Origin of the sequence: Bradyrhizobium sp. SZCCHNRI3043, from assembly GCF_032377735.1 — a bacterium.
Taxonomy (GTDB): Bacteria; Pseudomonadota; Alphaproteobacteria; order Rhizobiales; family Xanthobacteraceae; genus Bradyrhizobium.
This window is the reverse complement of record NZ_JAUHID010000001.1, coordinates 385,893-403,684: the sequence shown is the minus strand read 5'-3', so window position 1 is coordinate 403,684 and position 17,792 is coordinate 385,893. Positions and strand designations below refer to the sequence as shown.

Sequence of the window (17,792 nt, the reverse complement as noted above, 5' to 3'; positions counted from 1 at the left end):
TCCAGTTCTGGAATGGTCAAGTCCCGGCTATGTTGCGTCCCACCGCGACACGCGAACCGAGTTGCGGCTCCTCTCATCACCGCTGGATTTCACCATTGCCGACCACAACGTCGGAAGGCCGAATCATGACCCCTGCACTGACACGCCGAAGTACAATCGCCTTGGCCGCCGCCTGCCTCTCGTCCCTCATGTTCGGCCTGGAGATTTCCAGCATCCCCGCAATCCTGCCGACGCTGGAGCAGGTGCTGCGCGCCGATTTCAAGCAACTCCAATGGATCATGAACGCCTATACGATCGCGGTGACGACCGTTCTGATGGCGACCGGGACGCTGGCCGACCGCTATGGGCGCAAGCGCATCTTCATGGTCTCTATCGCCGCGTTCGGCGTGACGTCGCTTGTCTGCGGCGTGACCGAGAACGTCTCGGTGCTGATCGGCGCCCGATTTCTCCAGGGCCTCAGCGGCGGCGCGATGCTGATCTGTCAGATCGCCATCCTTTCTCATCAATTCCAGGAAGGACGGCAGCGCGCCATCGCCTTCGGCTGGTGGGGGATCATCTTCGGCATTGGTCTCGGCTTCGGTCCGATCATCGGCGGCGCGATCGTCGCGGTCTCGAGCTGGGAGTGGGTGTTCTTCGTCCATGTCGCGTTTGCGATCCTGACACTGATGCTCACCCTCAGCGGCGTTCAGGAATCGAAGGACTCCGAGGCCGGCAGTCTCGACGTTGCGGGCATCATCACACTGTCGTTGTCGGTCTTCTGTCTCGCTTTCTTCATCACGCAGGGACCGGATCTTGGCTTCACCAGCCCGACCGCCCTGGGAGTCATTGGCGTTGCGATCGCGAGCTTCATCGCTTTCATCATCGCCGAAAAGTTCAGCCCGCGACCGATGTTCGACTTCTCGGTATTCCGCATCCGCGCTTTTTCCGGCGCAATCATCGGCTCGGCCGCGATGAACTTCAGCTTCTGGCCCTTCATGATCTATTTGCCGATCTGGTTTCAGGCGGGCCTCGGCTACGACAGTGTCTCTGCTGGTCTCGCATTGCTTGCCTACACCCTTCCGACGCTCGTCGTGCCGCCGCTGGCGGAGCGGCTTTCGCTACGCTATCAGCCCGGTTTCGTCATTCCCGTTGGCCTGTTCATGATCGGTCTGGGCTTCATTCTGATGAAATTTGGTAGCGCCGCCGCGCAGGCAAGCTGGCTGACGATGCTGCCCGGGTCGCTGTTCGCCGGGATCGGCCTCGGCCTGACCAACACCCCTGTTACCAATACGACAACGGGTGCGGTTTCGAGCGATCGTGCCGGTATGGCGTCCGGCATCGACATGAGCGCCCGGATGATCTCACTGGCGATCAATATCGCGGTGATGGGTTTCATCTTGATCAGCGGCGTGCTGGCACACCTCAAAAATGCGCTGCCGGATTCATTGGACGCCGCGCATCTGCGCTTCTTCGCCGAGAGGATCGCCGCAGGAAGTCTGGTTTCCGTTCCAGAGCTGTCGGAGTCGCTCGTCCATCAGGCGCTTGTCCAAGGCTTTGGATGGGTGATGCTTTACGGTGGGGTCGGCGTTTGGGGACTCGCTCTCGTCAGCCTGCTCGCTTTTCGGCCTCGGGACCATCGATCGATGAAATCGCCGATGGTTTGAAGGCAGCGCGGTGAATGGTCCGTTCGGCCGTCGGCCGGTCTCTTCAAACTCACGACCCGCCGGCGAAAGATCGAGTGGCCCGGCCCGCCGGGCAAATCGCTGCTGCACAAGCAGCCTGTACAAGGCGCGATGTGCCGGCTCATCCCCGCGGGCTCGAGGTCGATTGCGGCCCCAACCGCATGCGCCGAAAAACTCATTTCGCGCGCCGGTTCAAACACATCGCCCTCGCCGGCCATTCGAGCAAGAAGATTTCTGTTTCTTTTTTCCAGAAATCGTGTTTTCCTCTCGTCCGTCCCGTCTCACAAGAGGGGCGCTTCGCGGTCGTCACGAACGTCGAGGCGGGATGCGGTGGGCGTGTCGATGTTGCAGCGTGGCTGAGCCGCGCCGACGAACGACGTTGATGCGCACGGTCAAGTCGCGTGGTCCTGGCATCCCGATGCTGATGTCCAGCGCAACGTGCGCAAGCACGTTGTGCGATACGGTGGCCAGAAAGCCCGGCGCACCGGGGAGATCGCGAAGCAGCCGTCAAAACCATCGCGCGGGGAATGCCGGGTGTTCTCGGCTGAACCTGTGGTGACTGCCGCCTGCTTTTTTTCTGCAGGCGGGCCATGGGTGCGGCCAGCGCCCGGCATTCCCCGCGCCCTCTAATTTGAGAGGGCGATCGATCAGCAAGCCTCGGACGCGACAGCGCGCCGCGAGACAGCGAAGCCATGTCCTTTGATCATGTCGACAACGTCAAGTTCGCCAAATCGGCCAGCACCGGACCGTCCATCGGCATGCCGCTCTGCAGGCCTCGCGTTCGGCGCAGGTGCGCCTCCGTGCACCGGAAAATCGCACGCGCCGACAATGTCAGCGCCTGGATCTCGGTGCCTGGTTCTTCGAAGGTCGGAGAATGGACCGAGGTTGGGTCACCGGCCGGATCGGCCGATGGTGGGCACGACAGGGATCGAACCTGTGACCCCTACCATGTCAAGGTAGTGCTCTCCCGCTGAGCTACGTGCCCTAGTCCAGAAGTCCGTTCGGGTGGGCGTCCCTATATCGGCTCCCACGCAGGCAGGCAAGGACGCAAAATGCCGAAATTGGGAATAATCCGCCAGTTCCGGACGTCCGTCCCCGGCGGCTCAGGCCGCCAGCATCTTGTTGACCTCGCTGACGAGCTCGCGGAGGTGCACCGGCTTGGACAGCACCTTGGCGTTCTTGGGCGCCTCCGAATCGGAGTTCAGCGCGACCGCGGCGAAGCCGGTGATGAACATGATCTTGATGTCCGGATCGAGCTCGGAGGCGCGGCGCGCCAGCTCGATGCCGTCCATCTCCGGCATCACGATGTCGGTGAGCAGCATCTCGAACGGCTCCTCGCGCAGCCGCTGGTAGGCCGACATGCCATTGTCGTGGGGCGAGACCTGGAACCCGGCATTTTCCAATGCCTTGACCAGGAAGCGGCGCATGTCGTTGTCGTCTTCGGCGAGCAGGATTTTGTGCATGGCGAGGGGTTGTCTGGTCCGGGTGAGAGGCGGAGCGTTGCCGCCACTAAGCCTGACGGGCGGTAAATTTCGGGTGAAAGATTGCGCCTTTTGATCCGACATCGGCAAGGCAATTTGAGGGCTGAAGGTGCGGTCTTCGACCGAAACAGCACGCCAGCTCAGAGTTGTTCCAAACGGCGGGTGAACTTTTTCATTGCTTTTCGCTTGGCAGAACGGCTCGGATTATCGAAGATGTGCGTTGGCAAGAGCAGTGCCTGCGTTGTCCAGCGCGAATCGGCCGGAGGATACCGGCGCATCAACGGACGTGACATCGACGCACGTGACCAAGGGGACGGCGCCCAGAGATGACGGACTTTGATGGCGAATTGCCGCCGTTCGAGATCATGGAGCCGACCGAATGGCGCGCGCCCATCATCTTCAATTCCCCTCACTCCGGATCGGCCTACCCCGACGATTTCCTCCAGGCCTCGCGCATTGATCTGCCGTCGCTCAGGCGCTCCGAAGATTCGTTCATGGACGAATTGATCGGCGACCTCCTGTCGCGCGGGTTTCCGGTGGTCCGGGTGCATTTCCCGCGCTGCTATGTCGACGTCAATCGCGAGCCCTATGAGCTCGATCCGCGGATGTTCACCGGGCGGCTGCCGAGCTTTGCCAACACCCGCTCGATGCGGGTGGCCGGCGGCCTCGGCACGATCCCGCGCGTGGTCGGCGACGGCCAGGAGATCTATCGCGACCGGCTGAGCGTCGACGAGGCGCTGCACCGCATCGAGACGCTGTACAAGCCGTATCACCGCGCGCTGCGCCGGCTGATCAACCGCGTGCACCAGCAGTTCGGCACGGTCGTCCTGGTCGACTGTCATTCGATGCCGTCGGTCGGCGTCTCGCGCGACGAGCCGCGCCGGCCCGACATGGTGATTGGCGACCGCTACGGCACGAGCTGCGCGTCGCTGCTGCCGGACCTGGTCGAGGACGTGCTCGGCCGGCTCGGCTATTCCGTCGGCCGCAACAAGCCCTATGCCGGCGGCTTCATCACCGAGCATTACGGCAATCCGGCCACGGGCTTGCATGCGATCCAGATCGAGCTCAATCGCGCGGTCTACATGGACGAGCGCCGCAGGGAGCGCGGACCGCGGTTCGCGCAGGTCGCTTCCGATCTCGCCGTGCTCGCCGAGGTGCTGGCGACGGTGCCGCTCGGCGACCTCGGGCCGTTCCAGGCGGCGGCGGAATAGAGCGGCTGCGCTTTCGGTACGAGGGATTTCGGCTGGTGGCGTCGGCACAAAAAAAAGGGCCGCTTGAATGACAAGCGGCCCAAGTCTAGGGAGGAAACGCCCAAGGAGGGCAGCGATAACGCGAAGCGCTACCGCACCGCAACAATATGCAATCGCGCTGCACAAAGCGCAAGGGTTTTTCCGCCCTTCTCCATGCAAAAAAACATAGGCCGGGTTGCGTTCAGCGCGACCCAGCCCTCTCCTTTTCATCATAGATGTCAATGGCTTGATTGGAGATTCCAAACGACCCGAGAGGGACCGCGGGTTTCGCTTTCACTTTCACATGAGAGGCCAGCGACGGATCAATCGCGCCCGGCCAGCGGGCCGGACACCAAACGGTATCCAAGATGCCACGCCAGCGTTCCATATCCGGATGCACGCCGGACCGCTTTGAGCTAGGCATAGCCGCTCATTGCCACCCGATTCCCTCACCCAAGGACGCGTTGTGACGGTCATCGATTTCTCCGCCTTCATCGGTCGTCTGGCGACCGCGTCGGGCGAAACCATCCTGCCGTTCTTCCGGACCTCGCTGCTGGTCGACAACAAGAGCAGCAGGCACGATTTCGATCCGGTGACGGAGGCCGACCGCGCCGCCGAGGCGGTGATGCGCCGCCTGATCAAGGCGAACTTTCCTCAGCACGGCATCGTCGGCGAGGAGTTCGGCAATGAGCGCGAGGACGCCGATTACGTCTGGGTGCTCGATCCGATCGACGGCACGAAGTCCTTCATCGCCGGTTTTCCGACCTGGGGCACGCTGATCGCGTTGCTGCACAAGGGCACGCCGGTGTTCGGCATGATGCACCAGCCTTTCATCGGCGAGCGCTTCGCCGGCGACAACGGCTCCGCCAACTACAAGAACGGCGGCGGCGAGCGCCGGCTCTCGGTCCGGCGCTGCGAGCGTCTCGCGGACGCGGTGTGCTATACGACGAGCCCATTGTTGATGAACGAGGCCGATCGCGCCACCTTTGGCCGGGTCGAGGCCGAGACCCGGCTGTCGCGCTATGGCGGCGACTGCTACTCCTATTGCATGCTGGCCGCCGGCCATCTCGATCTCGTCATCGAGACCGAGCTCAAGCCCTATGACATCGCCGCCCTGATCCCGATCATCAACGGCGCCGGCGGCATCGTCACCGATTGGGAAGGCGGCCCGGCGCAGAACGGCGGCCGGATCGTCGCCGCCGGCGACAAGCGCGTCCACGAAGCGGCGCTGAAGCGGCTGGCAGCGGGCTGAGCCCGCCTCCACCGGCCTGGCTCCTCCTCGAACTGAACGGAGACGTCCGGCCTGTCGCCGGACGTCTCATGCAGCGGCCCGGCGCAAATGCTCGACGAGCAGCTTCGCGGGACGCGGCAGCGCCTTGAAGCTGCGAGCGCAGATCACGAGCCGGCGATCGGCCCAGGCGTCGCGCAGCGCGACGAGGCTGATCGGCATCGACCGCGCGCAACGCCGCGCCGCCGCTTCCGGCACGACGGCAATGCCGATCCCGGCCGCCACCATCTGGCAGATCGCGTCGAAATCGCGCAGCCTGGCCCGCACGTGCTGGCGGATGCCGAGCCGCGCGGCGTGCCGGCCGATATGGACGTTGAGCGCCGTCCCCTGCGTGAGGCCGATGAAATCCTCCCCCGCGGTCTCGCTGAAGTCGATCTGCCGGCGGGCTGCGAACGGGCTGCGCCGCCCGGCGACCAGGATCAGCCGGTCCTCGCCGAAGGCGAAGCGCTCGATCGTCTCGGGCAACGCATGCTCCGCCGCAAAGCCGAGATCCGCTCTGCCGGACGCGATCGCCTCGGCGATCTCGGTGCTTTCGCGCTCCTCGACGTCGACATTGATGTCGGGATGCTCGCGCAGGAAGGCGGCCAGCGCCTTGGGCAGATGCTCGGCGAGGCCGACCGTGTTGGCGAGCAGCTGCACATTGGCGCGGCGGCCGGACGCGAAGCCCGAAAGCTCGCCTTGCATGGCCTCGACATTGGCCATGATGATGCGGGCGTGATCGAGCAGGCTCTCGCCCGCCGCGGTCAGATCCACGCCACGCCGGCCGCGCTTGAACAGCTCGACGCCGAACGCGTCCTCCAGACCCTTGATCCGCGCGCTCGCCGAGGCCAACGCCAGATGCGCCCGGTCGGCGCCGCCGGTGATGCTGCGGGCCTCGGCCACGGCAATGAAAAGCCTGAGATCGACCAGATCGAAACGCATGGTCATCCTGCCTCAGTCCTGGACGAAGGCTTGCTCCGTAACCTCCACATTGTGCCGCCAGCGCGGTCTGGTCAATGTGACGACCATGATCGACCCCATCCTCATCTTCATCGCCCTCGCGCTCACCTTGGCCGGCTTCGTCAAGGGCGCGCTCGGCCTCGGCCTGCCGACCATCTCGGTCGGGCTGCTCGCGGTCGCCATGCCGCCCGGCCGGGCGCTCGCCATCGTCATCGTGCCGGCAGTGATCACCAACATCTGGCAGACCTTCGCCGGCCCTTATCTGCGCGATATCGCCAGCCGCCTCTGGCCGCTGATGCTGGGGACCGCGATCGGCATCTGCCTCAACGCCGGCGCGCTCAGCCATGCCTCAACCCGCTGGGGCAACGTCGCGCTCGGCGTCTTGCTGATGCTCTATGCCCTGCTCGGCCTCACCAAGTTCGCCTTCAAGGTCGCGCCCCCGCACGAGAAATGGGTCGGCGGCATCGTCGGCCTCGTCACCGGGCTGATCTCGGCCGCCACCGGCGTGCAGGTCGTGCCCTCGGTGCCGTACATGCAGGCGATCGGGCTCGAGAAGGACGAGCTGGTCCAGGCGCTCGGCGTGTTCTTCACGGTCGCCACCGTCACGTTGGCGTTCAACCTGACGAGCTCCGGCCTGCTCAGCACGGCCACCGCCCTGCCCGGCGCGGTCGCCATGGCCTGCGCCTTTGTCGGCATGTTCGCGGGCCAGGCGGCGCGATCCCGACTGCCGGCCGAAGCGTTCCGCCGTGTGTTCCTGATCGCCATGATCCTGCTCGGCCTGTATCTCGCCGGCACGGCGGTCGTCGAGTTGCTCTGGTAGGTCAGCGCGCCTCGAGCATCGCGATCCGGATGCCGAGATAGATCAGCAGCCCGCCGATCGCGCGGTTGAGCCAGAGCAGCGCGGCGGACGAGCCGCGCACGCGGCGCGCAGCCCGGGCCGCGACGACGGCGACGCCGAGGCACCAGATCGTGCTGTTGACGATGAAGATCGTGCCGAGCAGCAGGAAGGCGAGCGCCTTGTGCGGCGCATCGGCTGCGACGAATTGCGGCAGGAAGGCGAGAAAGAACATCGCAACCTTCGGATTGAGAATGTTGGTGAGCGCGCCCTGCCAGAACACCTGGCGGAGCGTCACCGCCGGCATCGACGTCGCATCACTGGCCCTGGCGGTGTCCGGCCGTCGCGCCAGAAGCTGCGTGATGCCGAGATAGACCAGATAGGCCGCACCGGCCCATTTCACCGCCGCGAAGGCCGCGGCGGAGGCCGTGAGCAGCGCCGACAACCCGATCGCGCTTCCGAACACGTGAACGAGGCACCCCGTGCTGATGCCGAAAGCGGCAGCGGCCCCGCCGCGCCAGCCGATCTGCGCGCTGCGGCCAACGATGTAGGCGGTGTCGGGACCCGGCGTGACGTTGAGCAGCAGCCCGGAGACGAGAAACAAAGGCAGATCGTGAATGCCGAGCATGATTGAACATTTCCTAACGATACCGGTCTAATCATCTACCTGGCCTCGGCATTGCTGTCTCGCACCGCAGAGGCCGGCGCGGGGCCGCATGGCAAAGGTGCCGCGATAGGGTCCGGAAAAGCGTTGGATTCGGCCGCCTCGGTCGTGGTATGCGCGAGGCGGGAGCACGATGTGATGGAAAGACGCCTCGCTGCCATCCTTTGCGCCGACGTCGCCGGCTATTCACGCATGATGGGAATCGACGAAGACGGCACGCACGCCGCCTTCAAGGCTCATCGCGGCGCCATCCACCCGATCATTCTCAATCACGCCGGCCGCATCGTCAAACACACCGGCGATGGCTTTTTGCTGGAATTCGCCAACGCCGCCAGCGCCATCCAGTTCGGGGTCGAGATGCAGTCCCTGATGGCGGAGCGCAACGCCGATCTGCCGGCCGACCGCAACATGCGCTTCCGGCTCGGAATTCATAAGGGTGAGTTCACGATCGACGACGGCGAGGCCTTCGGCGACGGCATCAATGTCGCCGTCAATCTCGAATCGATCGCCGTCCCGGGCGGTGTTGCTGTCTCGGCCAAGGCTTATGAGGAGGCCGGCCCGCAACTCCCCATCGAGCTGACTAGCGCCGGAAGCTTCCAGTTCAAGAACCTGCAGGAGCCGGTGCAGGCGTGGACATGGGAGCCCGGCAGCGAGGCGGCGATCCGGGCCGGGACGAGCGTCACCGGCCTGCCGCCACAATATCGCACGGCGATCGTCGGCGTGCTGCCATTCGTCAACCTCTCCGACGGCGCCGACGAGTATCTCGCCGACGGGCTCGCGGACGACCTGATCCATGCGCTGTCGCTGCAATCGTTCTTCCGTGTCCTGAGCCGCACCTCGACGTTTCGCTTCAGGGACCGCGGCCTCAATCCCCGCCTGGTCGCACGCGAGATCGATGCGACCTACCTGATTCAGGGAACGGTACGGCGCTCTGGTCACAAGCTCCGCGTGACGGCGGAACTGATCGCGCCCGAGACCGGCGCTCAATTGTGGACCGGTCGCTATGACGGCGACGTCGGTGATCTGTTCGCGATGCAGGACGAGATCACCACCAGCCTGTGCGCGGCGCTGATGCCGGAGATCTATCGTGTCGAAGCCTCGATTCCGGTCCGTGCGCCGGCGACCGACCCGACCGCCTGGGACCGCTTCCTGCGCGGTCTGTCGCACTACTACCGACCGACCAAGGCCGACTACGAGATCTCCATCTCGCTGTTTCGGCAAGCCATTGCGCTCGATCCCACGCTCGGCCTCGCGCACGCTTATCTCGCGACCATTCTGATGCAGGGCATCAATTTCGGCTGGATCAAGGGCTCGCGCGAGCTCTGGGACGAGGCGAAGAACCTGGCGCTGGACAGCGTGCGGCTCGACGCGCGCTCCTCCTTCGCCTATGCGATCCTGGCCTTCGTGCAGGCCATGCAGGGCGCCCATGAGGACGGCATGAAGGCGGCGCGCAAGGCGACCGAGCTCAATGCCTACGACATGGGGGCGCGCGGCGTGCTCGGGCTCTGCCATATGGTCAACGGCGAGCACCAGCAGGCCATCGATCTGTTCTCGATCGCGGCCCAGCGCGGCAACAGCGATCCGCGCTATCAATGGCCGGCGCTGAACGCCTACAGCCACTACCTGCTCGGCCGTTATGAGGCCGCGTTGTCGTGGGCCCGCGAGGAGCTGTTTCTCTACCCGAACCATCTGCAGGCGCTGACGATCCGCGCGGCAACCCTGGCGCAACTTGGTGCGACGGACCAGGCGAGCGACGCCGTCGACGCGCTGCGCGCGCAATATCCCTGGCTCACGCTGGATCGCCACATCAAGAACATCCGGTGGAAACGCCGGGACGACATCGACCACTACCGCGACGGACTGATCAGGGCCGGGCTGACGTGAGCCAATCGGACCGCATGTCGCCGGCCCGCCACATGGCCTACACATTGCTTCCGCAAATTGATTGGATTCGACTGCTGTTGCCGTGGTATCGCCCTGAGTAGGAGCAAAGACGGAATGGAGAGACGGCTGGCCGCGATTGTCTGTGCCGATGTGGTCGGTTACTCGCGGATGATGGGCGCCGACGAGGCGGGAACCCATGCCGCGTTCAAGGCGCATCGCGGCGCCATCCACCCGATCATCCTCAATCACGGCGGCCGCATCGTGAAGTACACAGGGGACGGATTTCTCCTGGAATTTCCGAGCGTCGTCGGCGCCATCGCGGCCTCGGTCGAGGTGCAGAAGCTGATGGCCGAGCGCAATGCTCATTTGCCGGCCGACCGGGTGATGCAGTTTCGCCTCGGCCTCAACATGGGCGACGTCATCTTCGACGAGGACGAGGTATTCGGCGACGGCGTCAACACTGCTGTGCGACTTGAAGCCGCAGCACCGCCCGGCGGAATTGCCGTCTCCCACAAGGCCTACCAGGAAGCCAGCAAGCACCTCACGGTCACCTTCGTCGACCGCGGGCCGTTCCGCTTCAAGAACATCGAAGACACCATCAACGTCTGGACCTGGGATCCGTCCTCGCCGGAGAAGACCCGCGAGCAGCGGTCCGCCACGACCCTGCCGGCGCAATACCGGACCGCCATCGTCGGCGTGCTGCCGTTCGCAAATCTCAGCGGCGAGACCGACGAATATTTCTCGGACGGCCTGGCGGAAGACCTCATCCACGCGCTGTCGCTGCAGTCCTTCTTCCGCGTGCTCAGCCGCAACTCCACCTTCGCCTTCAAGCATGCCGGCATGAGCGCCCGCCTGATCGCGCGCGAGATCGATGCGACCTATCTGATCCAGGGCTCGGTGCGGCGCTCCGGCGACAAGATCAGGGTGACCGCCGAGCTGGTCGCGCCGGAGAACGGCGAGCAGCTGTGGGCCGGCCGCTACGACCGCGACATCGGCGACCTGTTCGCCGTGCAGGACGACATTACCGCCAATCTGTGCACCGCGCTGATCCCCGAGATCTACCGTGCCGAGGCGGCGGTGCCGGTGCGGTCCAAGACCACCGACCTCACGGCGTGGGACCGCTTCCTGCGCGGGCTGTCGCACTACTACCAGCCGACCAAGGCCGACTACGAGAGTTCGATCGCGCTGTTCCGCGAGGCGATCAGGATCGACCCCGGTCTCGCCATCGCCCACACCTATCTCGGCACCATCCTGCTGCAGGGCATTCATTTCGGCTGGATCAGGAATTCGCGGGAGCTGTGGGACGAGGCAATGGCGCTCGCCGAGGCCGGCGTCCGGCTCGATTCCCGCTCGTCCTTCTCCTATTCGCTGCTGGCCTATGTCCACGCCATGCAGGGTCGGGTGGAAGCCGGGATGGAAGCGGCACGCAAGTCGCTGCAGCTCAATCCCTACGACATGGGTGCGCGCGGCGTGCTCGGCGTCTGCCATCTCGTCGCCGGCGAGCACCGCCAGGCGATCGAGCTGTTCTCGGTCGCGGCCCAGCGTGGCAACAGCGATCCGCGCTATCAGTGGTCGGTGCTGAGCGCATTCAGCCACTACATGCTCGGCCAGTACGACGCCTCGCTGTCCTGGGCGCGGGAGTCGCACTATCAGAACCCGAACCATCTGCAGTGCCTCGCCATCCGCGCCGCCGCGCTGGCGCAGCTCGGACGCTCGGTCGAAGCCGGCGAGGCCGTCGCGGCGCTTTTGAGCCAGCATCCGTGGATGACGATCGAGCGCCTCCTGAGCAACATCCGCTGGCGCAATCCGGCCGACATCGCGCATTATCGCGACGGCCTCACCAAGGCCGGCGTGCCGCTGACCAAGCTCACCCTGGTGGACACCAAGGCGAAATTCGCGGGCGAGTAGCGCGATCGCGACTTGAGGTTGACACTTGGGCGGGTTACGCCAATCATTGACGATTGCATTGTAACGTTCAGATGGCGGGGCTCCGCCCGTTCCTCGGCGCAATTCGGCGCCGCCCTCGTTTGTTGGCGTGATTTCGTTTTCATCACTCAGGTGCTTTCCAAGGATGTTCTTCGATGCAAGAAGACAGCGCCCGCGTCCGTGACGCCCTGCCCGGACAGCTTCCGGTCTCGTCCGATAACCCGTGTCCCTTCCTGCGCGCGCTCGTCGCCGGCGGTTTCGTCGACGGCCACAGCGTCCCCCTGAAGACCATCGGCGACCGGGTCGAGGCGGCGAGCGGCGAGACCGGCTTCAAGAAGCGGCTTGTCGGCATCGAGACCTTCGGCGTTGCCCTGATCGCGAACGGCCTGTCGCCGCTGCGGCTCCTGAAGAGCCTGTGGTCCGGCGCCGATCTCGACCAGTTGCGCAACGGTCCGCTCGACAAGCACGGCGGCGGATCGCGCATCCTCGACGCCGAGGCCAAGGTCCATCCCGGGGAGATCGACCGGTTCGCGAGCTTCGGCAGCGACTATCCCGATCCCAATGGGGGCACCGAGCGCGGCCTCAACGAGGCGCAGATCCAGACCTTCATGAAGGCCAATCTGACGCGCGACGGCGATCGGGTGCGCTGGTACTTCCCCATTCTGATGCAGGGCGAATGGCCAGTGCTGCTGAACATCCTCGGCAAGGGCGAGGGCGACGGCCGCTATCTGTCCGTTGCCGAGGTCCGCACGCTGTTCGTCGACCGCCGCCTGCCGCAGCGTATCGCCGCACGGCTGACAGCCAAGCCCAAGCCCGCGAACATCGTCTGGCGCATCGGCAAGGCACTCGTCGGCACGGCAGTGCTGGCCGGCGCCGCCATGTTGCTCGCCTGGGTGGCCGCACCCGACGCCGTCAGCGACAGGCTCGGCAAGGTTCTGCCGAAGAAGGTCGCGGCGTTGATTCCGCCCGCTTTGCCCGAGACCGAGCCGACCAGGGCGGCCTATTGGCTCGATCAGGGCTGGACCACGCAGGACCGGCACTGGTTTCACCACGTGACGCAGGGCACCGCGACCTTTCCGATTCCCTACGCCTGGTTCATGGCGATGGAGCAGCCTTATCTGACGCCGTTCGGCACGCCCGGCCTGATCTCCGACAGCGCCTATCTCGAACGGTTCGGCTTCATCCCGAGCCCGAAGAGCGTCGACGGCGACCCCAGCGCGCTCCGGCCGTTCGGCTACGCCGCCACGGCTGCCAAGACCGAGCCGGCAGCGCCGCTGCCGTCCGGCCTGAAGCCGACCCCGGCCGGCAACGAAGGCGGCCTGCCGGTCGGCTTTGCCCGGCTCACCGGCGCGACCGATCCGGCCACCGGCGCCGCGCAGTCCGACAAGATCGGCCTGACCTGCGCGGCCTGTCACGCCGGCAGCATCCACTACAAGGGCGTCAGTGTGCGCTTCGACGGCGGCCCCGGGATGGCCGACCTGCGCAAGCTGGAAGAAGCCATGGGCTTTGCGATGATCTTCACGCAATACGTGCCCGGCCGCTTCTCCCGCTTTGCCGATCGCGTGCTCGGGCCGAACGCCTCCGACGCCGATCGCGAGACCCTGAAGAAAGGCCTGAAGGCCGCGACCGATTTCGCGCTCAACATGCAGGCCAACAACTACAAGACCACGATCGAGGCCAAGGGCCAGACCGAAACGGAGGAAGGCTTCGGCCGGCTCGATGCCCTCAACCGCATCGGCAACCAGGTGTTCTACCTCGACATGGCCTCGAGCGGTCTGCCCAACATGCTCGGCAACCAGGAGGCCATCGACGCGCCGGTGTCCTATCCGCCGATCTGGACCGTGCCGTGGTTCTCCTGGGCGCAATATGACGGATCGATCGCACAGCCCCTGATCCGCAATGCCGGCGAGGCGCTCGGCGTCTCCGCACAGATCAACTTCTCGCCGGAGACCGCGAGCGACAGGCTGTGGCGGTCGTCGATGGCGATCGACAACCTGCTCTACATCGAGAACATGCTGCGTGGTCCCGATCCGTTCGCGACGACGACGCCCGCGTTCGGCGGGCTGACCTCGCCGAAATGGCCGGAGAAGCTGTTCGCCGGCGACGACGCCTGGAAGATCGATCCGGCACGCGTTGAACGCGGCCGGAAGCTCTATGCCGCTGTTTGCGTCGAGTGCCATCTCGGGCCGGTCGCCGACCCCGTGTTCGACAAGACCTATCCGGACAAGAGCTTCTGGAAGATCAAGCCCGCCGAGGATTGGGAGAGCAAGGGCTGGAATGCCAAGGGTCCGATCCTCGACCTCGTGCAGAAGACGGTCGACGCGATGCAGACCGACCCCGGACAGGCGAGCATTCTCGCCAACCGCAAGGTCAAGGTGGCAGGATTCCTCGAGGTCGATCCGGCCAAGGATCTGAAGGGCTGCAACCTGCCGCAGGGCTCGACCACCGACATGCCCTACGCGCTGGCGCTGATGGCCGTCGTGCAGAAGGCGAGCGACAAATGGATGGAGGACCGCAACATCGGCGAGGCCGAGCGCGCCGCGCTGTGGGGCGACCGCAAGAACTGTCCCAACCCGGCCGGCAAGTCCTATCGCGCCCGCCCGCTCAACGGCGTCTGGTCGACTGCGCCCTATCTGCACAACGGCTCAGTACCGTCGCTGTACTGGCTGCTGACGCCGGCCGCCGAGCGGCCGACCTCGTTCTGCCAGGGCGCGCGCGACTATGACCCGAAGCCGGTCGGCTTCGCCGTGCCGAAGGGCGGCGAGAGCGCGTGCAAGGTCGGACAGACGCTGTTCATGACCAAGGATTCCAGTGGCAAGCCGATCAAGGGCAACAGCACGCTCGGCCATTCCTTCGAAGGTCCGACGAAGCCCAACAAGGACTATCCGAACGGCATCATTGGCGGTGCGTTCTCGGAGGACGAGCGCTGGGACCTCATCGAATATCTGAAGACGCTGTGAGGATGTGAGGCTGCGCACCTTCGTCACGACGAAGCCACGGGCCTCGTGGGACTGATCTCTTGCGGCGAGAGCGGTCCCTCCCCTCCCGGTTGCGGGCAGGGGTTGGGACGGAGGTCCATGAGCTCCGGTCCCTACAACTCACTGAGCGCGACAGCGACGTCCGTGCGCCGACCCGGGACCCATACTCCCGGGCGGCGATGGGGCGCAGGCTGGCGCCATAGCGTGCCTTACGCGGGCAGAGGTGGATGGAGCGAGCTACCTTCTTCTGCCCGATCAGAACATCGCGGGCGGGCTGACATTCACTCCGTGCTGGACCAGCACGAGAGAAGCGACCACGCCCATCAACGAGAACATGGTCACCAGACCGAATCCGGAATTGAGCGCATGGGGACCAACCAGCTTCCGCGCAATCATCATAATCATCAATGCCTCCTCCTGAATGTCGTTAGTGGACGTCACTAGAGGGACGGTGCGTTACCGGGGCGTTTCCAAACTTGGAGAGATCGGCGCGTGGTGAATGCATCCTTGAATGCACAGCAAGCCCGGCATGAAGCCCGCTTAACACTGATGGCCGATTTGGATTTGCATCGAGGTGAGGAGAGCGCCGGCGCTCGAAAAAGTTGAATCTTCGTAACTGCTCGCGCTGAACGGATCACAATGTCGACGACAAGGGTGGACCGCTACACGCGTGGGGCACGATGGCTGTGTCGCCAGAGCGATCTCGTGTACGCGCGGCGAGAGAACGAGAATCCGGTGTTTCCCAGCGAAAGTATATCGACACCTCGAATGACGTGGCCGTAGCCGCCAGGCCATATCCCGTCATCCGGTTGATGACGTCCGGCTCGGGACATATCGCGTCGAAGACGTTCGCGGTCGGCGTCCTGACTCGATCCTATCTCGCCTCATTCATCGCCGTCGCTGCGAGCAGCGCCGCCTCGATCGTGTCCCGGGTCTTGTCGAGATGCGCCGTCATGAGCGTCACCGCGCGCTCGGTGTCGCGCGCCAGCACCGCCTCCATCAGTTCGCGATGCTCGCGCGCGGCATCGCGGTTACCACGATCGGTCTTGCGGGCGAGATCGAGATAGCGCTCGTTATGCGCAAACAGGAGATCACGCACCCGCATCATCCAGGCGCTGCCGCAGGCCTGGGCCAACGCGGCATGGAAATCGGCATGCGCCAGCATCCAGGCCGGCGAGAAGCTGCCGTCATGGGCCGCGATCGGCGTCGCGGCCAGACGGTGATGCGCGGCAACGACCGTGGTCTCCCAGGCGAGATCACCGTTGGCGATGGCGTGGCGCAGGCACTTGGTCTCGATCTCGACGCGCATGTCGGTCAGGTCGCGCAGATCGGCCACCGAGACCGGCGCGACGCGGAAGCCGCGCTGCGGCGTCGCCGTCACCAGCCCTTCCGCCGTGAGCCGCGCCAACGCCTCGCGGATCGCCCCGGTGCTGACCGAGAAGGCTGATCCGAGCTCGCTGATCTTCAGCTTCTCCTCCGGACGATAGAGGCCGGCGAGCAGGCTGGCACGCAACTGCTCGTAGACGGTCTGGGTGGCGCTGCCGGACATCGACTCATTCTCGCGGGACAATCGATTCACACTAGCAGAGCCTAAAAGTATACTTTCATCAAAAAATATATTTTAATTGCACAGCCTCCGCCATCCCCCTATGCTCAACGCCAAAACGCCGCCGGCAGCGCGGCCCATCAGGGAGGTATCCATGCGAAGCGCCATCGCAGCGGCAGGATTGTTCGTCGTCGCGTCCGTCCTCGCCGTACCCGCTCGGGCGGAGGATCAGCCGGGCATCACCGCCAGCGAGATCCGCATTGGACAGACCATGCCCTATAGCGGGCCGGTGTCCGCCTTCGGCATCCTCGGCAAAGGCGAGGTGGCCTACTTCAAGATGGTCAACGACCGCGGCGGCATCAACGGCCGGAAGGTCAACCTGATCTCGCTGGACGACAGCTACGTGCCGCCCAAGACCGTGGAGCAGACGCGACGGCTGGTCGAGAGCGACGAGGTGTCGTTCATCTTCTCGACCATGGGCACCGCGCACAACACCGCGATCGCCAGGTACCTACAGGGCAAGAAGGTGCCGCAGCTGTTCGTCGCCTCGGGCGCCTCGAAGTTCGGCGATGCCGCGCAGTTTCCGCAGGCCGTAATGGGCGTGATGGCGCCGTTCCGCAACGAGGCGCGGATGTATGCGCGCTACGCGCTGCAGCAGAAGCCGGATGCGACCTTCGCCATCCTCGCGCAGAACGACGATTTCGGCCGCGACTATCTCACCGGGCTGAAGGACGTGCTCGGCGAGCGCTTCGACACGGCCGTGACCGTCGCGAGCTACGAGGCTACCGAGCCGACCATCGACTCGCAGATCGTGAAATTGAAATCCAGCGGCGCCGACGCGCTGATCATTGCCGCGACGCCGAAATTCGCCGCGCAGGCGATCCGCAAGACCTTCGAGATCAACTGGCGGCCGATGACCTTCCTGACCAACGTGTCGGTGTGGATGTCCTCGGTGATGGAGCCGGCGGGCCTCGAGGCCGGCAAAGGCATCATCTCGACCGCCTATGTGAAGGATCCGCTGGATCCGGCCTGGGCCGACGATCCCGGCGTCAAGGGCTGGCGCGACTACATGGCGAAATACGTGCCCGACGGCGACATCCGCGATTCCAACTACGTCAACGGCTACAACAACGGCATGGTGCTGGAGCACGTGCTGAAGGCGGCCGGCAACGATCTGTCGCGCGAGAACATTTTGCGGCAGGCGCTGTCGATCAAGGACCTGGAGCTGCCGATGCTGCTGCCGGGCATCAAGGTCAGCACCAGCGAGAGCGACCATCTGCCGGTCGAGCAGGTGCAGTTCATGCGCTTCACCGGCAAGCAGTGGGAGCGGTTCGGCGAGGTGCTGTCGACCAAGTAGCGGC

At 64.9% G+C, this 17,792-nt stretch carries 14 protein-coding genes and 1 tRNA gene; 9 read left to right on the top strand and 6 right to left on the bottom strand.

Translation table 11 applies throughout. From position 1 onward, the window contains the following. Positions 1–125 precede the first annotated feature (125 nt). Both QX124_RS01875 and QX124_RS01870 read left to right on the top strand, forming a co-directional pair. Positions 126–1,643, top strand: coding sequence for an MFS transporter (locus QX124_RS01875; RefSeq protein ID WP_315795963.1), 1,518 nt, complete (start codon positions 126–128; stop codon positions 1,641–1,643). A 14-nt stretch (positions 1,644–1,657) separates the two neighbouring features. Beyond that, positions 1,658–2,044 carry a hypothetical protein gene (locus QX124_RS01870; RefSeq protein ID WP_315795961.1) on the top strand — a complete coding sequence of 129 codons (387 nt, stop codon included), beginning with the start codon at positions 1,658–1,660 and terminating at the stop codon, positions 2,042–2,044. A gap of 527 nt (positions 2,045–2,571) precedes the next feature. Here the strand turns inward: QX124_RS01870 and QX124_RS01865 are convergent. Then, positions 2,572–2,646: transfer RNA gene (locus tag QX124_RS01865), tRNA-Val, on the bottom strand. 118 nt (positions 2,647–2,764) lie between these two features. Further along, complete coding sequence (gene cpdR, locus QX124_RS01860; protein ID WP_006610087.1) at positions 2,765–3,124, bottom strand: cell cycle two-component system response regulator CpdR; 360 nt, start codon at positions 3,122–3,124, stop codon at positions 2,765–2,767. Positions 3,125–3,468: 344 nt separating this feature from the next. Between cpdR and QX124_RS01855 the strand changes: the two genes are divergently transcribed. After that, positions 3,469–4,353, top strand: coding sequence for an N-formylglutamate amidohydrolase (locus QX124_RS01855; protein WP_315736485.1), 885 nt, complete (start codon positions 3,469–3,471; stop codon positions 4,351–4,353). A gap of 484 nt (positions 4,354–4,837) precedes the next feature. Then, positions 4,838–5,623, top strand: a complete 786-nt coding sequence (gene hisN / locus QX124_RS01850; protein ID WP_315795959.1) for a histidinol-phosphatase — start codon at positions 4,838–4,840, stop codon at positions 5,621–5,623. A gap of 66 nt (positions 5,624–5,689) precedes the next feature. Here the strand turns inward: hisN and QX124_RS01845 are convergent, their stop codons facing one another. Next, entirely contained in the window at positions 5,690–6,580 is an 891-nt protein-coding gene (locus QX124_RS01845; protein WP_315737053.1) for a LysR substrate-binding domain-containing protein, read from the bottom strand. 85 nt (positions 6,581–6,665) lie between these two features. Here QX124_RS01845 and QX124_RS01840 point away from each other — a divergent pair, with 85 nt between their 5' ends. Beyond that, a complete protein-coding gene (locus QX124_RS01840) occupies positions 6,666–7,418 on the top strand; it encodes a sulfite exporter TauE/SafE family protein (RefSeq protein WP_315795957.1) in 753 nt (250 codons plus the stop codon). Position 7,419: 1 nt separating this feature from the next. On the opposite strand, the gene QX124_RS01835 is transcribed toward QX124_RS01840, so the two are convergent. After that, on the bottom strand, positions 7,420–8,061 hold the full coding sequence (locus tag QX124_RS01835; RefSeq protein ID WP_315795955.1) for a LysE family translocator: 642 nt from the start codon (positions 8,059–8,061) through the stop codon (positions 7,420–7,422). A 174-nt stretch (positions 8,062–8,235) separates the two neighbouring features. Between QX124_RS01835 and QX124_RS01830 the strand changes: the two genes are divergently transcribed. The 3 genes from QX124_RS01830 to QX124_RS01820 all read left to right on the top strand — a co-directional run bounded on the left by QX124_RS01830 (position 8,236) and on the right by QX124_RS01820 (position 14,867). Continuing rightward, positions 8,236–9,981: an adenylate/guanylate cyclase domain-containing protein gene (locus tag QX124_RS01830; RefSeq protein ID WP_315777898.1), complete on the top strand. Its 1,746-nt coding sequence runs from the start codon at positions 8,236–8,238 to the stop codon at positions 9,979–9,981. Between the two features lie 114 nt (positions 9,982–10,095). Beyond that, entirely contained in the window at positions 10,096–11,889 is a 1,794-nt protein-coding gene (locus tag QX124_RS01825) for an adenylate/guanylate cyclase domain-containing protein (RefSeq protein WP_315795953.1), read from the top strand. A gap of 173 nt (positions 11,890–12,062) precedes the next feature. Next, entirely contained in the window at positions 12,063–14,867 is a 2,805-nt protein-coding gene (locus tag QX124_RS01820) for a di-heme-cytochrome C peroxidase (RefSeq protein WP_315795951.1), read from the top strand. A gap of 273 nt (positions 14,868–15,140) precedes the next feature. On the opposite strand, the gene QX124_RS01815 is transcribed toward QX124_RS01820, so the two are convergent. Next, positions 15,141–15,290, bottom strand: a complete 150-nt coding sequence (locus QX124_RS01815; protein ID WP_315736478.1) for a hypothetical protein — start codon at positions 15,288–15,290, stop codon at positions 15,141–15,143. Positions 15,291–15,759: 469 nt separating this feature from the next. Beyond that, complete coding sequence (locus QX124_RS01810) at positions 15,760–16,434, bottom strand: GntR family transcriptional regulator (protein ID WP_315777895.1); 675 nt, start codon at positions 16,432–16,434, stop codon at positions 15,760–15,762. 151 nt (positions 16,435–16,585) lie between these two features. Here QX124_RS01810 and QX124_RS01805 point away from each other — a divergent pair, with 151 nt between their 5' ends. Next, on the top strand, positions 16,586–17,788 hold the full coding sequence (locus QX124_RS01805) for an ABC transporter substrate-binding protein (RefSeq protein ID WP_315795950.1): 1,203 nt from the start codon (positions 16,586–16,588) through the stop codon (positions 17,786–17,788). Positions 17,789–17,792 lie beyond the last annotated feature (4 nt).